Consider the following 15,976-nt stretch of genomic DNA (forward strand, 5'->3'; position numbering starts at 1 on the left):
ATTTCGCTGATCAGATCACGATCCGCAGGCATTGCCCGGCGTGATACAGCGAGAACCCCGCTTCATACAGGCAACTGCGCAGGCCCACCCCGGCCAGCGGACGCATCGGCGCGAAGGGAATGGGCAAGGCCTGGGGATTCTGGTGACACAGGTAATCGGCAAACGCCTTGCCGACCACGCTGCCAGTGGTCACGCCACGCCCGTTATAGCCCGTTACTGCCACCAGGCCCGGTGCTGGCTCGAACAGGCGCATCAAGTGGTCCGGGGTGAAGGCAATGCAGCCGGTCCAGGTGCACTCCCACTGCACCGATTTGAGGTACGGGAAGTAGTGCTGCTGCACCCGATCGGCCCACGCCTTGAGAAACCACGCCGGTTTCTGATTGCCGTTGCCCAGGCTGCCGAGCAACAGGCGACCGTCGGCATCGCGGCGGATGCTGCTCAACACCTGGCGCGTGTCCCACGAGCCCTGGCCACCTGGCAGGATCTGCTGGGCCGCGTCGTCCGTGAGCGGAGCTGACGCCACCTGGTAGTAATAGCCGGGGAAGAAATTGCGCCGCAACTCGGTCCATTCGCCTTCGGTGTAGGCATTGGAGGCGATCACCACCTGCGCCGCCTGCACCGAACCCTGGGCGGTCTGCACCGACCAGTGCGCGCCTTGGCGCTCAAGCTGAGTAACCGGGGAATGGTCGAACAACTGCCCGCCCAGCCCGGCCGCCGCATTCGCCAGACCGGTGGTGTAAGCCATCGGGTTAAGAGTGCCGGCACGCCGATCCAACAGGGCAGCGGCGATTTTTTTGGTGCCGGTGGCCTGCTCGCAGGCCTGGCCGGTGAGCAATTCCACCGGCGCGCCACGGCGCTTCCATTGTTCTTCACGGCTGCGCAGGTCCGCCTCGCCCCGGGCGTTGTGCGCCATGTGCAAGGTGCCTTCGCGGCGCAGCTGGCAATCAATGTTGTACTTATCGATGAGGCTGAACACCAGGGACGGTGCCGCGCCGAGCATGCGGTTGAGCTGGCTGCCGACCGCCTCGCCGAAACCGGCTTCGATCTCGTCTGGCGGGATCCACAGGCCGGCGTTGACCAGCCCGACGTTGCGCCCCGAGCCGCCGTGGCCGGTGCGATGAGCCTCAAGCACGGCGACGCTTTTGCCTTGTTCAAGCAAGTGAATGGCTGCCGACAAACCGGTGATGCCGGCGCCGATCACGCACACATCCACCTTGACCTCGCCCTTGAGCGCGGCGCGATCCGGCCGGCCAGGGGTAAGTTGTTCCCACAAGCATGTTTCGCGTAATGCCATTGCCAGACTCCGATGAGACCCAACAAACAACCATTATTCTGAATTGCAAACCCAATCAACTGTGGGAGCTGGCTTGCCTGCGATGGCGGCGGCGACTGATACACCGCTATCGCAGGCAAGCCAGCTCCCACATTTTTAACCGCGTTTCGATAGTGGATCAGTCGAAAGTGATGCCCTGTGCCAGCGGCAACTCCAGCGAGTAGTTCACGGTGTTGGTCTGGCGACGCATGTAGCCGCGCCATGCATCCGAACCCGATTCACGCCCGCCACCGGTTTCTTTCTCACCCCCAAACGCGCCGCCGATTTCCGCGCCGCTCGGGCCGATGTTGACGTTGGCGATGCCGCAGTCGCTGCCCACCGCCGACATGAACTGCTCGGCCTCACGCACGTCGGTGGTGAAGATGCACGACGACAGGCCTTGAGGCACGGCGTTGTTCAGACGCAGGGCTTCAGGAAAATCCTTGTAGCCGATCACATAGAGGATTGGCGCGAACGTCTCGGTGCACACCACGTCGCTCTGCTCGGGCATTTCCACGATGGCCGGCGACACGTAGTAGGCGTTGGGGAATTTGTCTTCCAGCTGGCGCTTGCCGCCAAACACCTTACCGCCTTCGCTCAAGGCTTGCTCCAGGGCGTCCTGCATGTTGTCGAAGCCGTGCTTGTCGATCAGCGGGCCGATCAGGTTGCCTTCCAGTGGGTGGCCGATGCGCACTTTGGAATAAGCGGCCTTGAGGCGGGTAACGATCTCTTCTTTCACCGACTCATGGGCGATCAGGCGACGCAGGGTGGTGCAGCGCTGGCCAGCCGTACCGACGGCGCTGAACAGGATGGCGCGCACGGCCATGTCCAGGTCGGCGCTTGGGCCGAGGATCATGGCGTTGTTACCGCCCAGCTCAAGGATGCTGCGAGCAAAGCGCGCGGCGACTTTGGGGGCCACTTCACGGCCCATGCGGGTGCTGCCTGTGGCGCTGATCAAGGCCACGCGCGGGTCATCCACCAGCGCGGCGCCGGCATCGCGGCCGCCGATGATGACTTGGCTGAGGTACTGCGGGGCATCGTTGAAATTCTTCAGCACGCGCTCGAACAGCGCCTGGCAGGCCAGGGCGGTGAGCGGGGTCTTTTCCGAGGGTTTCCAGATCACCGCGTTGCCGCAGACCAGGGCCAGGGTGGTGTTCCATGCCCACACGGCCACCGGGAAGTTGAACGCACTGATCACACCGACCACACCCAGCGGGTGCCAGGTTTCACGCATGTGGTGGCCCGGGCGCTCGGAGGCGATGGTCAAGCCGTACAGCTGACGCGACAGGCCGACGGCGAAGTCGCAGATGTCGATCATTTCCTGCACTTCACCCAGGCCTTCCTGGGTGATCTTGCCGGCTTCCCAGGACACCAGCTCACCCAGGTCGGCCTTGTATTCGCGCAACACGTCACCGAACTGACGCACCAGCTCGCCGCGACGCGGTGCTGGCACTTTGCGCCAGGCCTCGAATGCATGCTCGGCGCGACTGACCTGCTGCTCCACCTCGGCAGCACCTTCCCACTGCACGCTGCCGATGCGACTGCCATCAATCGGCGAATGCACGGGCTGTTTGCCCGCCTGGTACAGCGCCGGGTTCACCCCGAGACGATCAAGCAATGCGGCAACCATGGGTCACTCCTTCAATCTCAAACAGAAAATTCGCGCCGCGGCACACACGGCGATCCAGACCTTATTTGTAGCTGGCCCAAGACTTGCCAACAAACGACGATTAGGCGAGATATCATTCCGTTTATTCATGCAAAGCATAAAAAGAGGCACGCCGTGCTGAACAAAAGACATTTGCCCTCGATCACCGCCCTGCAGTGCTTCGAAGCCGCCACCCGCCACTTGAGCTTCACCCGCGCCGCCGAGGAGCTGAACCTCACTCAGAGCGCGGTGAGCAAGCAAGTGGCCCAGCTTGAAGAACTCTTGCAGCACCTGCTGTTCCGCCGCGTGCGCCGGCGCCTGCAGATGACCCCGGCGGGTGACCTGTACCTGGTGGAAGTGCGCAAGATTCTGACGCAGGTAGAGATGTCCACTCACTACCTGCGCTCTTATGGTGGTGAGACCGAAGTGCTGCGGGTGTCCACGCCCTACACCTTCGGCGCACGCTGGCTGGTGCCGCGCCTCAAGGGCTGGCGGCTGCGCCACCCGCAGATCCACCTGGACCTGTGCAACGAGCAGGAGCCCGATGAGCTGCTGCAAGGCAAGGCCGACATGGCCTTCTACTTTGGCCAGGGTTCACGGCCCGGCACCGAGAGCCTGAAGCTGTTCAGCGAAGAGCTGGTGCCGGTGTGCGCACCAGAAAGCCTGCCGACGCGGCCTTTTACTGACCCCACGCAATTGAGTGATCTGGTGCTGCTGCAAAATGCCTCGCGGCCACAGGGCTGGCACGACTGGTTCGCCAGCCAGGGCTACCAGACCGAGCACAGTTATCACGGGCCGCGTTTCGACACTTTTTATATGTGCATTCGTGCCGCGCAGGTGGGTTGTGGCGTGGCGTTGTTACCGCGGTTTCTGGTGGAGGAGGAACTGGCGGACGGCAAGTTGGTGATTCCCTGGCAGCATGCAATGCCGAGCCAGGATGCGTATTACCTGGCGTACCCAGAGCATTCGGCGGAGGTGCCCAAGGTGAGGGAGTTTGTGAAGTGGATGATGGAGCAGGTGATTTAGTGCCTGGAATATCGCCATCGCAGGCAAGCCAGCTCCCACATTTGGAATGCATTTCATCTGTGGGAGCTGGCTTGCCTGCGATGAGGCCAGTGGCTGCACTGAAAAAATCACTGGCAAAACCCCACAGGTCTATGCGCCACTAGCGCCATTCCTTAATTGTGCGTAAAGGCCGGCGCCCATCGCCGACCCGTCTGGAGATTCCCGTTATGAGCGAGAGTGTGTTTGCCGATCGCATCGTGCAGAACCTGCTCGACACCGACTTCTACAAGCTGACCATGATGCAGGCGGTGCTGCACAACTACCCGAACGTGGAAGTTGAATGGGAGTTTCGTTGCCGTAACAGTGAAGACCTGCGCCCGTACCTGGCGGAGATCCGTTACCAGATCGAGCGCCTCGCCGAGTTGAGCCTGAGCCCCGACCAGTTGGGTTTCCTGGAACGCATCAGCTTCATGAAGCCGGATTTTTTGCGTTTTCTCGGGCTGTTCCGCTTCAACCTGCGTTACGTGCAGACCGGCATCGAGAACGGCGAATTATTCATTCGCCTGCGCGGGCCATGGCTGCATGTGATCCTGTTTGAAGTGCCGATGCTGGCCATCGTCAGCGAAGTGCGTAACCGCTACCGCTACCAGACCGTGATCCTTGAACAGGCCCGCGAGCAGCTGTATCGCAAATTCGATTGGCTTACCGCCAATGCCAGCAGCGAAGAGCTGTCCGAGTTGCAGGTGGCCGACTTCGGCACCCGCCGCCGCTTCTCGTACCGCGTGCAGGAAGAAGTGGTCAATGTGCTCAAGCATGACTTCCCCGGGCGTTTTGTCGGCACCAGCAACGTGCACCTGGCCCGCGAGCTCAACATGAAACCCCTGGGCACCATGGCCCACGAGTGGATCATGGCCCACCAGCAACTCGGCCCGCGCCTGATCGACAGCCAGATCGCCGCCCTCGATTGCTGGGTGCGTGAATACCGTGGCCTGCTGGGCATCGCCCTGACCGATTGCATCACCACCGACGCGTTCCTGGGCGATTTCGATCTGTACTTCGCCAAGCTGTTCGACGGCCTGCGCCACGACTCCGGCGACCCGGTGCAATGGGCCGAAAAAGCCATCGCCCATTACCACAAGCTCGGCATCGAGCCGATGAGCAAGACCTTGGTGTTCTCCGACAGCCTGTCGCTGCCCAAGGCTCTGGAAATATTCCGGGCGCTGCGCGGTCGCATCAATGTGAGCTTCGGCATCGGCACCAACCTGACCTGCGACATCCCGGGTGTGGAGCCGATGAGCATCGTGCTTAAAATGACCGCCTGCAATGGCCAGCCCGTCGCGAAGATCTCCGATGAAGCGGGCAAGACCCACTGCACCGATCCCAATTTTGTCGCCTATTTGCGGCACGTTTTCAAAGTACCTGCCCTTTCCAGCAAGGAGTGAATCATGCAAGCCGTACAGCGTGAGATTGCGCAGCAGCTCAAGGTTCAAGCACCGTTCAACGACCAGGCCGCCCTTGAGGCTGAGGTTTCCCGCCGCATCACTTTCATCCAGGATTGCTTGCGCAATTCCGGGCTCAAGACCCTGGTGCTGGGCATCAGCGGCGGCGTGGATTCCCTGACCGCAGGCCTCCTGGCCCAGCGCGCGATGAAAGAACTGCGCGAAAGCACGGGCGATACAGCCTACCGCTTTATCTCGGTGCGCCTGCCCTACGAAACCCAGTTCGATGAAATCGATGCCACGGCGTCAGTGGACTTTATCAAGCCCGACGAACGCCACACCGTGAACATCGGCCCGGCGGTGAAGGCGCTGGCCAATGAAGTGGCGGCGTTTGAAGGCAAGGCGGCGGTGTCCCGTGATTTCGTGCTGGGCAACACCAAGGCGCGCATGCGCATGGTGGCGCAGTACACCATCGCAGGTGCAGCGGGTGGGTTGGTGATTGGTACCGACCATGCGGCGGAAGCGGTGATGGGCTTTTTCACCAAGTTCGGCGATGGCGCGTGCGACCTGGCGCCGTTGAGCGGGTTGGTGAAGAACCAGGTGCGAGCCATTGCACGGCATTTTGGCGCGCCGGAATCACTGGTCGAGAAAGTGCCGACGGCGGATTTGGAAGACCTGTCGCCGGGCAAGCCGGACGAAGCGTCACATGGCGTGACCTACGCCGAGATCGATGCGTTCCTGCACGGTGAGCCCGTGCGTGAGGAAGCGTTCAAGATTATCTGCGATACCTACCGCAAGACGGAGCACAAGCGGGTCATGCCGTTTGCGCCGTGAGGTGAGACAGGTAGTTTTGTATTGATTATTTGATCGCCATCGCAGGCAAGCCAGCTCCCACAGTTGACCGAATTCCAACATGAGAATGCGGTTGAATGTGGGAGCTGGCTTGCCTGCGATGAACGATGACGCGGTCTTACTTAACCACCACCGTGCCTTTCATCATCGAGATGTGGCCCGGGAACGAGCAGAAGAACGCGTAGTCAGTGCCCGCCTTCAGCTTGGACACATCAAAGCTCACCGAATCTTTCTCGCCAGCACCGATGATCTTGGTGTGGGCGATGATGCGTGCGTCGCCTTCCTTCAGGTAGTTCTTGTCGATGCCTGCGGCCATGCCGTCGGTGGCTACCGGCTGCATGTCGGCGGCCGAGGTCAGGACCCAGTTATGGCCCATGACGTTTTTCGGCAAGCTGCCCGAGTGCTCCAGGTTCACGGTGAAGGTCTTGCAGCTCTTGTCGATGGTGATTTCTTTGGTGTTGAACGACATCTGGTCGGTGGAGTCGACGGTGACCGCGCACTCTGCAGCAAGCAACTGGCCGCTCGCCAGAGTCAGCAGGGAAACAGCAACGAGTTTGGCAAACATGTGAATCTCCAAGGCAGGGTTTAAAAAACGCGTATTGCGACAAGGGTGCCTGAAGCAGGCAGGAATTCTTATGATCTGCATCAACAGATTGTATACAACTTTAGGCTATCAGACTGATCAACACAATCTACCAGCCAAAGTGCAACGACCTGCCTATGATCGGGCCATCACCCACTGGAGCCCGAGCCATGCACCTCAACCAACTGTTCAACGGCCTGCTGGCCGCCTACGCCTGCGGTAAGTGAAGGCCAAGCGCGCTGCTAAGCTGCTACCATGGCAGCCCAAGGCAGCTGCGCGCCGCCACCCTCACCTTCGACCCTAGAGGATCGCCCATGGCCAAACCTAATTACTCCTTCGCCAAACGTCAGAGAGACTTGGCCAAGGAGCAGAAGAAAGAGGAAAAACTGCAACGCAAGAAAGCCGCTGCAGAAGAAGAGGCCAATGGTCTGACCGCCGAAGTTGATGGTGAAGAAACGAACGACGAGACCGAAACACCAAAAGATCCTGCTGAATAATTGATTGTTCCCACGCAGAGTGTGGGAATGATCGCTCATGTGGGAGCCGGGCTTGCCCGCGATGCAGGCGACTCGGTGTATCCGTCAGATCGAGTAGCGGCCATCGCAGGCAAGCCAGCTCCCACACACGCTAGCCTGTCAGGCTCTATTCCAGTGGCATCACCGTCACCCGTACTTCGGGGTCATGGTTCCCTCCCCCCAGGATCACCCCGCGCAACGGCGACACATCCGAGAAGTCCCGGCCCCAGGCCAGGGTGATGTGTTCCAGCGCCGGCTGAACGTTGTTCGTCGGATCAAAATCCACCCAGCCTGACACCGGGCAATACACCGAGACCCACGCGTGGGACGCATCGGCGCCGATCAGCCGTGGCTGGCCGGGCGGTGGCTGGGTGAGCAGGTAGCCACTGATGTAACGCGCCGCCAGGCCCCGTGAACGCAGGCACGCGAGCATCAGGTGGGCAAAGTCCTGGCACACACCACGCCGGCGCTCCAGCACTTCCACCAGCGGCGTGGCGACCTGGGTGGCTTCGGCATCAAAGGTGAATTCGCCGAAGATCTTTTCCATCAGTGCCTGCACGCCCAGTAACAGCGGGCGGCCGGCCGGGAAGCAGCTCTCGGAGAATTCGACGAAGTTCTTTTTCAGGTGCACGTAGGGCGACTCGAAGCGAAAACGGCACGCTTCGATCAACGCCTCGGACATCGGCTGGCTGCCGTAGGTGAGGCTGTCGCGGGTCTGTTCCCAGGCCGGCGATAACTGGAAGTCCAGCGCCGGGCGCGCCAGCACTTCCACGGTCAAGCCGGCGTTGACCAGCAACTCATCATGGGGCCGCTCAAACGCCAGGCGGGTGATCGGGTTGCCAAACACATCCAGCTCATCACGGCGCGACGACGGCTGTGGGCTGATGTCCAGCTGTTGCGAGCTGCAACGCTGCCAGGCACAGGGCCGTGGCCAGAGGTGCGCCAACTGCTGGGCCAGGGACACCGGGCTGTCGTAGTGATAGTGGGTATCGTGGAAAATCTGGTAGCGCGCACTCATCACACCGACACCGTTTGCTGGCTGACATCATCCACATGGGCAAAATGGCGCAACGCCAAACGATCCGACACTTGCCCACTCTCATCGGCCACCGCTTGCAGCAGGTCGGCCAGGCCGTCCAGTGCGGCACGCACGCTGGACTCGCCAAACAACGGGTTCTCCAGGCAGCCCAGGTCGAAACGCGCCAGGCGCTCCACCAACGGGCCCAGGCCGGTTTCCCGGGGCACGCCGAAATCATCATTGAGCCGCCGCAACGTACGGCTGACCAACTTGAGCTGGAACAACACCGCATGGGGGTTCTGCTCGTCCAGCAACAACAGGTCGAGCACCGGGATCAACTGCGGCACCGCCAGGTAGCGCGAGCGGTAAGTGATGCTGCTGTTGCCCAGTTCCAGCAACCACTCAAGCCCCGCCTGGTCGAACACCGCCACGCCGCGCAGGAACGCCGCCAGGCTGCTGCTCAAAAACTGCAGGCGCTCGATGCGCCGGCCCATCATCAGGAAGCGCCAGCCTTCGTCACGGGTCATGTCGTCCAGGGCAAACCCGGACAGCGCCGCCAGGGACATCACCAGACGGTTGAGGAAATCCAGCAACTCGCCAAAGTCCGGGGTGTCGCTTTCCAGCTCCAGCGCTTCGCGCTGCAGCTCGACCAACGCCTGCCAGTTCTCCCGGGACAGCTTGCCGCGCACCTGGGACGCCGCCCACTGCAAGCGCTGCAGGTTGGCGCGCAGGCTCGACGGCCAGTCATCACCGAGCAAGGCCGCCTGCAGGCGCTCGGGCAACTCGCCCTCGTCCGGCAGCAGGCGCAGGGTCTCGCCCAACTCCACCGCCGCCTGCAACGCCAGTGGATCATCGCCGTCCACATAGCGCGCCAGCACGATTCGCAGCCAGCGCGCGCTGTCATCGCAACGCTCGCAATAGCGGCCAAACCAGAACAGGTTTTCCACCACTCGCGACGGCAGATAGGGGTCGCGGCGCACCAGATCATGGGCACCGATGGCGCGCTGGGCACGCCAGTGTTCGCCACCGGCAGCCCGTTCGCCGAGCACCCAGGTGTCCTTGCTGGCGCCACCGCGCTGCATCGACACCACTTCGGCGTCGGCCTCGGCGGCCACACGGGTCAGGCCACCGGGCAGCACCCGGTAACCCTCGTCGCTGGCCACGGCGTACACGCGCATGCCGATGGCGCGGTGTTGCAGGTGGTCATCCACGGTGTGCCACACCGGCGCCTGGGACAGCTGCGCCAATTCCTGGGCGACATAGGCATAAGGCCGCGCCCGCATGCGATCGGCCAGGGCCTGGCGTTGTTCGTCGTTCAAGTCACGACCAAACACCGGGGCAAAGCTTTGCGACGGAAAGGCCGGCTTGATCAGCAACTCCGGCAGCTTTTCCAGCGCTTCGGCCAGCACCGGCGCTTCGCCGCACCACCACGTGGCGATGGACGGCAGGATCAGCTCTTCGCCAAACAGGTAGTAGTTGATCTTCGGCAGGAAGCCCAGCAGGCCGGGGGATTCCAGCACGCCGCTACCCAAGGCGTTGGCCACCAACACGTTGCCCTGGCGCACCGCGTCGAGCAGGCCGGGCACGCCCAGGGCCGAGTCGGTGCGCAGTTCCAGCGGGTCGCAGAAATCATCGTCCAGGCGCCGCATGATCGCGTGCACCCGGCGCAGGCCGCTGAGGGTCTTGAGGAACACGGTACTGTCGCGCACGGTGAGGTCGCCGCCCTCCACCAGCGGGTAGCCGAGCTGCCGGGCGAGGTAGAGGTGTTCGAAATAGCTTTCGTTGAACCGCCCGGGTGTAAGCAGCACGATCAACGGCGGCTGATCATCACCCGGCGCCTGGCGGGCCAGGGTTTCCTGCAGCGTGCGGAAGAACCCGGTGAGGTGCTGCACCTGCAAATCGCGGTAGAGGTCCGGGAACGCACGGGACACGATGGTGCGGTTTTCCAACGCATAGCCGGCACCCGACGGCGCCTGGGTACGGTCGGCCGTGACCCACCAGCGACCGTCGGGCGTGCGTGCCAGGTCCACCGCGTACAGGTGCAGGAACGCGCCGTCGGGGGGCTGGATGCCCTGGCACGGCCACAGGAAATTGTTGTGTCCGAACACCAGCTCGGCGGGCAGCAGGCCTTCCTTGATCAAACGTTGCGGGCCATACAGGTCGGCCAGCACCGCATTGAGCAGGCGCGCACGCTGGGCGATACCGGCCGACAGCTGCTGCCATTCATCGGCGGCCAACACATGGGGCAACAAGTCCAGCTCCCAGGGGCGGTCGGCGCCCTTGGGGTCGGCGTAGACGTTGTAGGTCACGCCGTTTTCCTGGATCTGCCGGGTCAGCAGCGCCTGGCGCTGGGCCAACTGCGCGGGCGTGCTGCGTTGCAGGTGGTCGAGCAGGCGCTGCCAATGAGCGCGCACCTGGCCACTGTCATCCAGCAGTTCGTGATAAGTGCCCGCGGTCAGCGGGTAACGGTCGAGCAAGTCAGACATGGAACGCTCGGCAGAGGCAAGGGGGCTCAGTTTAATTCAAATCCACCGCAATCTACCGTAGGAGCCGGCTTGCCGGCGATCGCGTTGGTTCAGGCAACCTAGCGGGTGGCTGGTACACCGCCATCGCCGGCAAGCCGGCTCCTACAGGGGGATTGGGTTTAGTCATTTTTAGGGGGAAAACGCCGCAGATCGAGGGTCATTGGCAACTCATCGTTGATCACCAGGGCGGGCACCGGTTGTTTCCCGGGGGTGTGCCCCAAGCGGAAAAACCGTGCCATGCGTCGGCTCTCCGCTTCGTTGGCATTCACCGGCAGGCTGTCGTAATTGCGCCCACCCGGATGCGCCACATGATACTGGCAGCCCCCCAGCGAGCGTTGCATCCAGGTGTCGAGCACGTCGAACACCAACGGCGCATGCACCGGGATAGTCGGTTGCAGGCAGTTGGCCGGTTGCCAGGCGCGATAGCGTACGCCGGCGACGAACTCACCCACCCGGCCGGTGGCGTGCAGCGGCACCGGGACGCCGTTGCAGGTCAGCAGGTAGCGTTGCGGCGCCAGCCCGGTGAGCTTGACTTGCAGGCGCTCCAGGGATGAATCCACGTAGCGCACCGTGCCACCCACCGCGCCCTCCTCGCCCAGCACATGCCAAGGCTCCAGGGCCTGGCGCAGCTCCAGTTCGATCCCGCTGACGGCGTAGTCGCCGACCTTGGGAAAGCGGAACTCCAGGTGCGCCGCAAACCATTCGGCACGCAGTGGGTAGCCTGCGGCGTTGAGTTCGACGATCACGTCGGCAAAGTCTTGCTCGATAAAATGTGGCAGCAAGAAACGGTCATGCAGCTCTGTGCCCCAGCGCGCCAGCTTCGGCGGCGCATAGGGTTCACGCCAGAAACGTGCGACCAAGGCACGCAGCAGCAACTGCTGGGTCAGGCTCATGCGTGCATGGGGCGGCATTTCAAAGGCGCGCAGCTCCAGCAGGCCCAGGCGGCCGGTGGCGCCATCCGGCGAGTAGAGTTTGTCGATGCAGAATTCGGCGCGATGGGTGTTGCCCGTCACGTCGATCAGCAGGTTGCGCAGCAGGCGGTCCACCAACCACGGCGGGCAGTCCTCACCGGGCGCAGGCATTTGCGCGAAGGCGATCTCCAGCTCATACAGCGCATCGTTACGGGCTTCATCCACCCGAGGTGCCTGGGACGTCGGGCCGATAAACAGGCCGGAAAACAGGTACGACAAAGAGGGATGGTTATGCCAATAACTGATCAAGCTGCGCAGCAGATCGGGCCGACGCAAAAACGGTGAATCCTTGGGCGTGGCGCCGCCCAGCACGAAGTGGTTGCCGCCACCGGTACCGGTGTGGCGCCCGTCAATCATGAATTTTTCCGTGGTAAGGCGGGTTTGCCGCGCCTCTTCGTAGAGAAATTCGGTGCGTTCCACCAACTCGTCCCATGTTGCGGACGGCTGCACATTCACTTCGATCACACCCGGGTCAGGGGTCACACGAAAGTTGCTCAGGCGCGTATCGGCCGGTGGCTCGTAGCCTTCCAGCAGCACCGGGCAATGCAGTTCTTCGGCCGTGGCCTCGATGGCGGCCACCAGCTCAAGGTAATCCTCGACCCGCTCCAGAGGCGGCATGAACAGGTACAAGCGCCCTGCTCGTGCTTCGGCGCACAACGCGGTGCGGGTCAGCCAGTCGGCGGACTGGTCCACCTTCGGTACGCGCTCATCACTCGGCGCGGGCTCGTCGTGCGTTTGCAGTTGGGCCGTGGTCGGCAGCTCTGGCAGATCCTGATTGGGGTCGGAGGGATGCACGAACGGGTATTCGGCCGCCGTCACCCACGGCTGCGAGGCCAACGGCAGGCGATAGCCCAGCGGCGAGTCACCTGGCACCAGGCGGCAATGATTGTCCCGCAGGTACCAGCGACCACTCTGCCAGCGGTCGTTGGCTGCCGTGCGCGCCAGCGGCAGCACTTGGCCGATGACTTTATCCAGGCCCTGGCTGAACACGTTGCGCAGGCGTTCGCGCTCCAAATCGTCGCTCAGGCGTGGGTCCTGGGCGGTGACGTTTTGCGGCAACGCACCTTCGCGCCACAAGTAGTAGAAATTGTCTTCATAGGCCGGGAACACAAACCGCGCCGGCAGTTTAAGGCGCTCGGCCACGCTGGCCAGGAAGCGCCCGGCCGTCTCGCCGTCAGCGCCGTAATCTTCTTGTTCATCGGCAATCAGCGCGCTGTTGTGCCAGATCGGCACACCGTCGCGGCGCCAGTAGCAGTTGAGCGACCAGCGCGGCAATTGCTCGCCGGGGTACCACTTGCCTTGGCCAAAGTGCACCAGGCCTTTGGGTGCGTAATGCTTGCGCATGCGCTGGAACAACTCGGCAGACAAGCGTCGCTTGTCTGGCCCGAGGGCGGCGGTGTTCCACTCGGCGCCGTCGGGGTCATCAATGGACACGAAGGTCGGCTCGCCGCCCATGGTCAGGCGCACATCGTCCTTGAGCAGGTCGCCGTCGATCTGCCGACCCAGCGCTTGAATCGCCAGCCATTGTTCTTCGGTGTAGGGCTTGGTGACGCGCGGCGCCTCCCAAATCCGCTCAACCGACATCTCGTGGGTGAATTCGCACTCGCAAGGTTCCACCAACCCACTGATCGGCGCGGCAGACGAGGGATCAGGACTACAGGCCAATGGGATATGACCTTCACCGGCGAACAGGCCCGAGGTGGCATCCAGGCCGATCCAGCCGGCACCGGGCAAATACACCTCACACCAGGCGTGCAGGTCGGTGAAGTCCACTTCCGTGCCGGAAGGGCCGTCGAGGGCTTTGACGTCGGCGGTGAGCTGGATCAGGTAACCCGAGACAAACCGCGCCGCCAGCCCCAGGTTGCGCAGGATCTGCACCAGCAGCCACGCCGAATCACGGCAGGAACCGGAGGCGTTCTCCAGGGTGAATTCCGGAGTTTGCACGCCCGGTTCCATGCGGATCAGGTAGCCAATATCCGCGGCCAGGCGCTGGTTGAGGCCCACCAGGAAATCCACCGCCGGCAAAGGCGTACGGTCGATACCCGCCAGGTACTGCGCGAATTTCGGCGTCAGCGGGAGGGTTTCCAGGTACGGCGCCAGCTCACGTTGCTCATCGGCGGCGTAGCTGAAGGGGATTTTTTCGGCGTAGGGCTCCAGGAAAAAGTCGAACGGGTTGAACACCGCCATTTCGGCAACCAGGTCGACTTCGATGCGCAGCTCATCGGTCTTTTCCGGGAACACCAGGCGCGCCAAGTAGTTGCCTTGGGGGTCTTGCTGCCAATTGATGAAATGCTGCTCGGGCAGCACTTTCAGTGCATAGGACAGAATCCGCGTGCGGCTATGGGCGGCCGGGCGCAACCGCACGATCTGTGGGCCGAGTTCGACAGCGCGGTCATAGCGGTAATGCGTAACGTGGTGCAACGCGACATGAATCGACACGGCGGCCTCCTGCGAGCCAGGGCATGGAAACAAAGCGCGCAAGACTTATGCCAGAGCGGCGGTCATTGCGCTTTATCGTAAGACCCGGTGCAGTACAGCACCAAAACGGCGCCGACGGGGGTGCCATGGTGCGAGTGACGCACATATTTGTGGCGCGAGTGTGAAGCGGGGTGGGGAATCTACCCAGTCACAGGGATTTGTGGCGGGCAATCACGGCTTCACGCAGGTGGCGCACTTCGCGCAGTTTCTGACGCATTTCGCGATGGCGCTGGCTGTTGAGCAGTAGCAGCCCGATTAACGGGAACAGCAAGCTCAAGCCAAACATGAGGCGGTGCGGTTGATCACTAAAGGTTGGCAATACACCCAGAAAGCAGAGCCCCAGTAGCCCCACCAGCGGCCGTACCCACTGCGGGTATCCACGGGCAATCATGAAGTTGCAATGCACAATGACCAAGGTGAGTGCTATGCCTCCCAGGAAGGAATACTTGGCGTTGTCCTCCATGGAAAGGCGGGGTAAGTAACTGTCGAAAAACTGCGGCACCGCAAACACCAAGGTAAAAATGGAGGCGAATATCGCCCCCATGAAAACCGGAAAGTAGGTCGATAGAAAGCTGCGGATACTGGGAAACTCACTCATTGCTCGGCTTCCTCATACAACCCCACCGCAATCGTGCGCACGTTCCCCGAAACCGCGCTGCCGGTGAAGCCGATGGCTGCGCCCAAGGCATCCTTGATTTGCGTCACAGTCGCGTGCTTGACCTCGGTGGGCGTGAACCGTTTTGGCAGCTCGCCCGACAGTTGCTTCAACTTGATCATCTTCGATGTCAGGCGTGGGTCGTTGATACTCAATAGCTCCTTCGTGAGTTTGGCACGCTCCTGACGGTTCAAGCCACGGAGCACCTCTCTCACACTTTTCCCGGTGGTCGCCTTGTTCAGCCGGACCAGTTTGAGCGTCGCCAGTGACGATGCACCCACCCCGACCAACGAGGCGGCATCCAGCGCAATCATGGTGTATTGGTACCACTCTTCGCTGTCGAGCTGATCATTCTTGGCAGGGTTGCGGATTTCATTGACAGTGCGATAGCCGCTGGCAAAACACTGCACTGAGCTGGCTGCGGCGGCGGTGTAGCCGAGTGCCACGACCACCGAACTGGCCCCCGCCGAAAACGGAACCGCGACGGAACCACTGAGCACCACAATCCATCCGATCACCGCTCCTGCACACGACAAGGTGGTATTGACCGCTTCGCCCACTAATCGCGATTCGCGGGGGTTGTCTTGCACCTGCTGAGCGAATTGCGTCGGTGCGATGTACTTCTGCGCCTCACGCAGGATCAACCGCTTGGGCGCGATGCTGCAGATGGGTTGGAATTCGCGCAGGGTCACCACGTTAAAATCGGCGTCGATGTACACGACACCCGCGCCGACGATGGCGGGATCGGCGTCGATGGCCGCAAACAGGCGCGGTAGGTTGATCTGACTTTCAATGCGCTGGCGCGCCATGAATTGGGAGCGGTTGGAGTCCATGCCGATGGTGGCCAGGGGGTTGCCCATGAGTGTTCTTCCTTGACGGTGTTGGTGGCCGTGCTGGCCCCATCGCCGGCAAGCCGGCTCCTACAGGGGAACGCGTTCCAAACGGTGGGAGCGGGCTTGCCGGCGATGGCGATTC

The 15,976-nt window shown here is 62.3% G+C and carries 12 protein-coding genes; 4 read left to right on the plus strand and 8 right to left on the minus strand.

What is annotated here, in order from left to right; translation table 11 throughout:
- Positions 1–10 precede the first annotated feature (10 nt).
- Both amaA and amaB read right to left on the minus strand, forming a co-directional pair.
- Positions 11–1,294 carry an L-pipecolate oxidase gene (gene amaA, locus AC07SU_RS19070; RefSeq protein WP_494997893.1) on the minus strand — a complete coding sequence of 428 codons (1,284 nt, stop codon included), beginning with the start codon at positions 1,292–1,294 and terminating at the stop codon, positions 11–13.
- Between the two features lie 157 nt (positions 1,295–1,451).
- On the minus strand, positions 1,452–2,942 hold the full coding sequence (amaB, locus tag AC07SU_RS19075) for an L-piperidine-6-carboxylate dehydrogenase (RefSeq protein ID WP_178918696.1): 1,491 nt from the start codon (positions 2,940–2,942) through the stop codon (positions 1,452–1,454).
- 153 nt (positions 2,943–3,095) lie between these two features.
- Between amaB and AC07SU_RS19080 the strand changes: the two genes are divergently transcribed.
- The 3 genes from AC07SU_RS19080 to nadE all read left to right on the plus strand — a co-directional run bounded on the left by AC07SU_RS19080 (position 3,096) and on the right by nadE (position 6,238).
- Entirely contained in the window at positions 3,096–3,986 is an 891-nt protein-coding gene (locus AC07SU_RS19080; protein ID WP_176997112.1) for a LysR family transcriptional regulator, read from the plus strand.
- A gap of 206 nt (positions 3,987–4,192) precedes the next feature.
- Positions 4,193–5,407, plus strand: coding sequence for a nicotinate phosphoribosyltransferase (gene pncB, locus AC07SU_RS19085; protein ID WP_176997113.1), 1,215 nt, complete (start codon positions 4,193–4,195; stop codon positions 5,405–5,407).
- 3 nt (positions 5,408–5,410) lie between these two features.
- Positions 5,411–6,238: an NAD(+) synthase gene (gene nadE / locus AC07SU_RS19090; RefSeq protein WP_494997894.1), complete on the plus strand. Its 828-nt coding sequence runs from the start codon at positions 5,411–5,413 to the stop codon at positions 6,236–6,238.
- A gap of 136 nt (positions 6,239–6,374) precedes the next feature.
- Here the strand turns inward: nadE and azu are convergent, their stop codons facing one another.
- The gene (gene azu, locus AC07SU_RS19095) at positions 6,375–6,821 is read right to left on the minus strand and encodes an azurin (RefSeq protein ID WP_176997115.1); all 447 of its coding nucleotides are present in this window, start codon (positions 6,819–6,821) and stop codon (positions 6,375–6,377) included.
- A 332-nt stretch (positions 6,822–7,153) separates the two neighbouring features.
- Between azu and AC07SU_RS19100 the strand changes: the two genes are divergently transcribed.
- Entirely contained in the window at positions 7,154–7,336 is a 183-nt protein-coding gene (locus tag AC07SU_RS19100; protein WP_178918692.1) for a hypothetical protein, read from the plus strand.
- Positions 7,337–7,481: 145 nt separating this feature from the next.
- Here AC07SU_RS19100 and AC07SU_RS19105 read toward each other — a convergent pair whose 3' ends face one another.
- The 5 genes from AC07SU_RS19105 to ssp4 all read right to left on the minus strand — a co-directional run bounded on the left by AC07SU_RS19105 (position 7,482) and on the right by ssp4 (position 15,861).
- On the minus strand, positions 7,482–8,372 hold the full coding sequence (locus tag AC07SU_RS19105) for a transglutaminase family protein (RefSeq protein WP_494997895.1): 891 nt from the start codon (positions 8,370–8,372) through the stop codon (positions 7,482–7,484).
- Positions 8,372–10,858, minus strand: coding sequence for a circularly permuted type 2 ATP-grasp protein (locus tag AC07SU_RS19110; RefSeq protein ID WP_494997896.1), 2,487 nt, complete (start codon positions 10,856–10,858; stop codon positions 8,372–8,374). The genes AC07SU_RS19105 and AC07SU_RS19110 overlap by 1 nt, the downstream gene beginning before the upstream one ends.
- Positions 10,859–11,016: 158 nt before the next feature.
- Positions 11,017–14,307 carry a transglutaminase family protein gene (locus tag AC07SU_RS19115; protein WP_494997897.1) on the minus strand — a complete coding sequence of 1,097 codons (3,291 nt, stop codon included), beginning with the start codon at positions 14,305–14,307 and terminating at the stop codon, positions 11,017–11,019.
- A gap of 187 nt (positions 14,308–14,494) precedes the next feature.
- Entirely contained in the window at positions 14,495–14,944 is a 450-nt protein-coding gene (locus tag AC07SU_RS19120) for a hypothetical protein (protein WP_494997898.1), read from the minus strand.
- The gene (gene ssp4 / locus AC07SU_RS19125) at positions 14,941–15,861 is read right to left on the minus strand and encodes an Ssp4 family T6SS effector (RefSeq protein WP_494997899.1); all 921 of its coding nucleotides are present in this window, start codon (positions 15,859–15,861) and stop codon (positions 14,941–14,943) included. Before ssp4 ends, AC07SU_RS19120 begins: the two co-directional genes overlap by 4 nt.
- Between the last annotated feature and the right edge of the window lie 115 nt (positions 15,862–15,976).

The organism is Pseudomonas sp. GW821-FHT05H12, from assembly GCF_059419385.1.

What these genes read in the sequence shown, in the direction of transcription:
- amaA (WP_494997893.1), bottom strand. Translation starts at nt 1,294, where the DNA reads ATGGCATTACGCGAAACATGCTTGTGGGAACAACTTACCCCTGGCCGG.
- amaB (WP_178918696.1), bottom strand. Translation starts at nt 2,942, where the DNA reads ATGGTTGCCGCATTGCTTGATCGTCTCGGGGTGAACCCGGCGCTGTAC.
- pncB (WP_176997113.1), top strand. Translation starts at nt 4,193, where the DNA reads ATGAGCGAGAGTGTGTTTGCCGATCGCATCGTGCAGAACCTGCTCGAC.
- nadE (WP_494997894.1), top strand. Translation starts at nt 5,411, where the DNA reads ATGCAAGCCGTACAGCGTGAGATTGCGCAGCAGCTCAAGGTTCAAGCA.
- azu (WP_176997115.1), bottom strand. Translation starts at nt 6,821, where the DNA reads ATGTTTGCCAAACTCGTTGCTGTTTCCCTGCTGACTCTGGCGAGCGGC.
- AC07SU_RS19100 (WP_178918692.1), top strand. Translation starts at nt 7,154, where the DNA reads ATGGCCAAACCTAATTACTCCTTCGCCAAACGTCAGAGAGACTTGGCC.
- AC07SU_RS19105 (WP_494997895.1), bottom strand. Translation starts at nt 8,372, where the DNA reads ATGAGTGCGCGCTACCAGATTTTCCACGATACCCACTATCACTACGAC.
- AC07SU_RS19110 (WP_494997896.1), bottom strand. Translation starts at nt 10,858, where the DNA reads ATGTCTGACTTGCTCGACCGTTACCCGCTGACCGCGGGCACTTATCAC.
- AC07SU_RS19120 (WP_494997898.1), bottom strand. Translation starts at nt 14,944, where the DNA reads ATGAGTGAGTTTCCCAGTATCCGCAGCTTTCTATCGACCTACTTTCCG.
- ssp4 (WP_494997899.1), bottom strand. Translation starts at nt 15,861, where the DNA reads ATGGGCAACCCCCTGGCCACCATCGGCATGGACTCCAACCGCTCCCAA.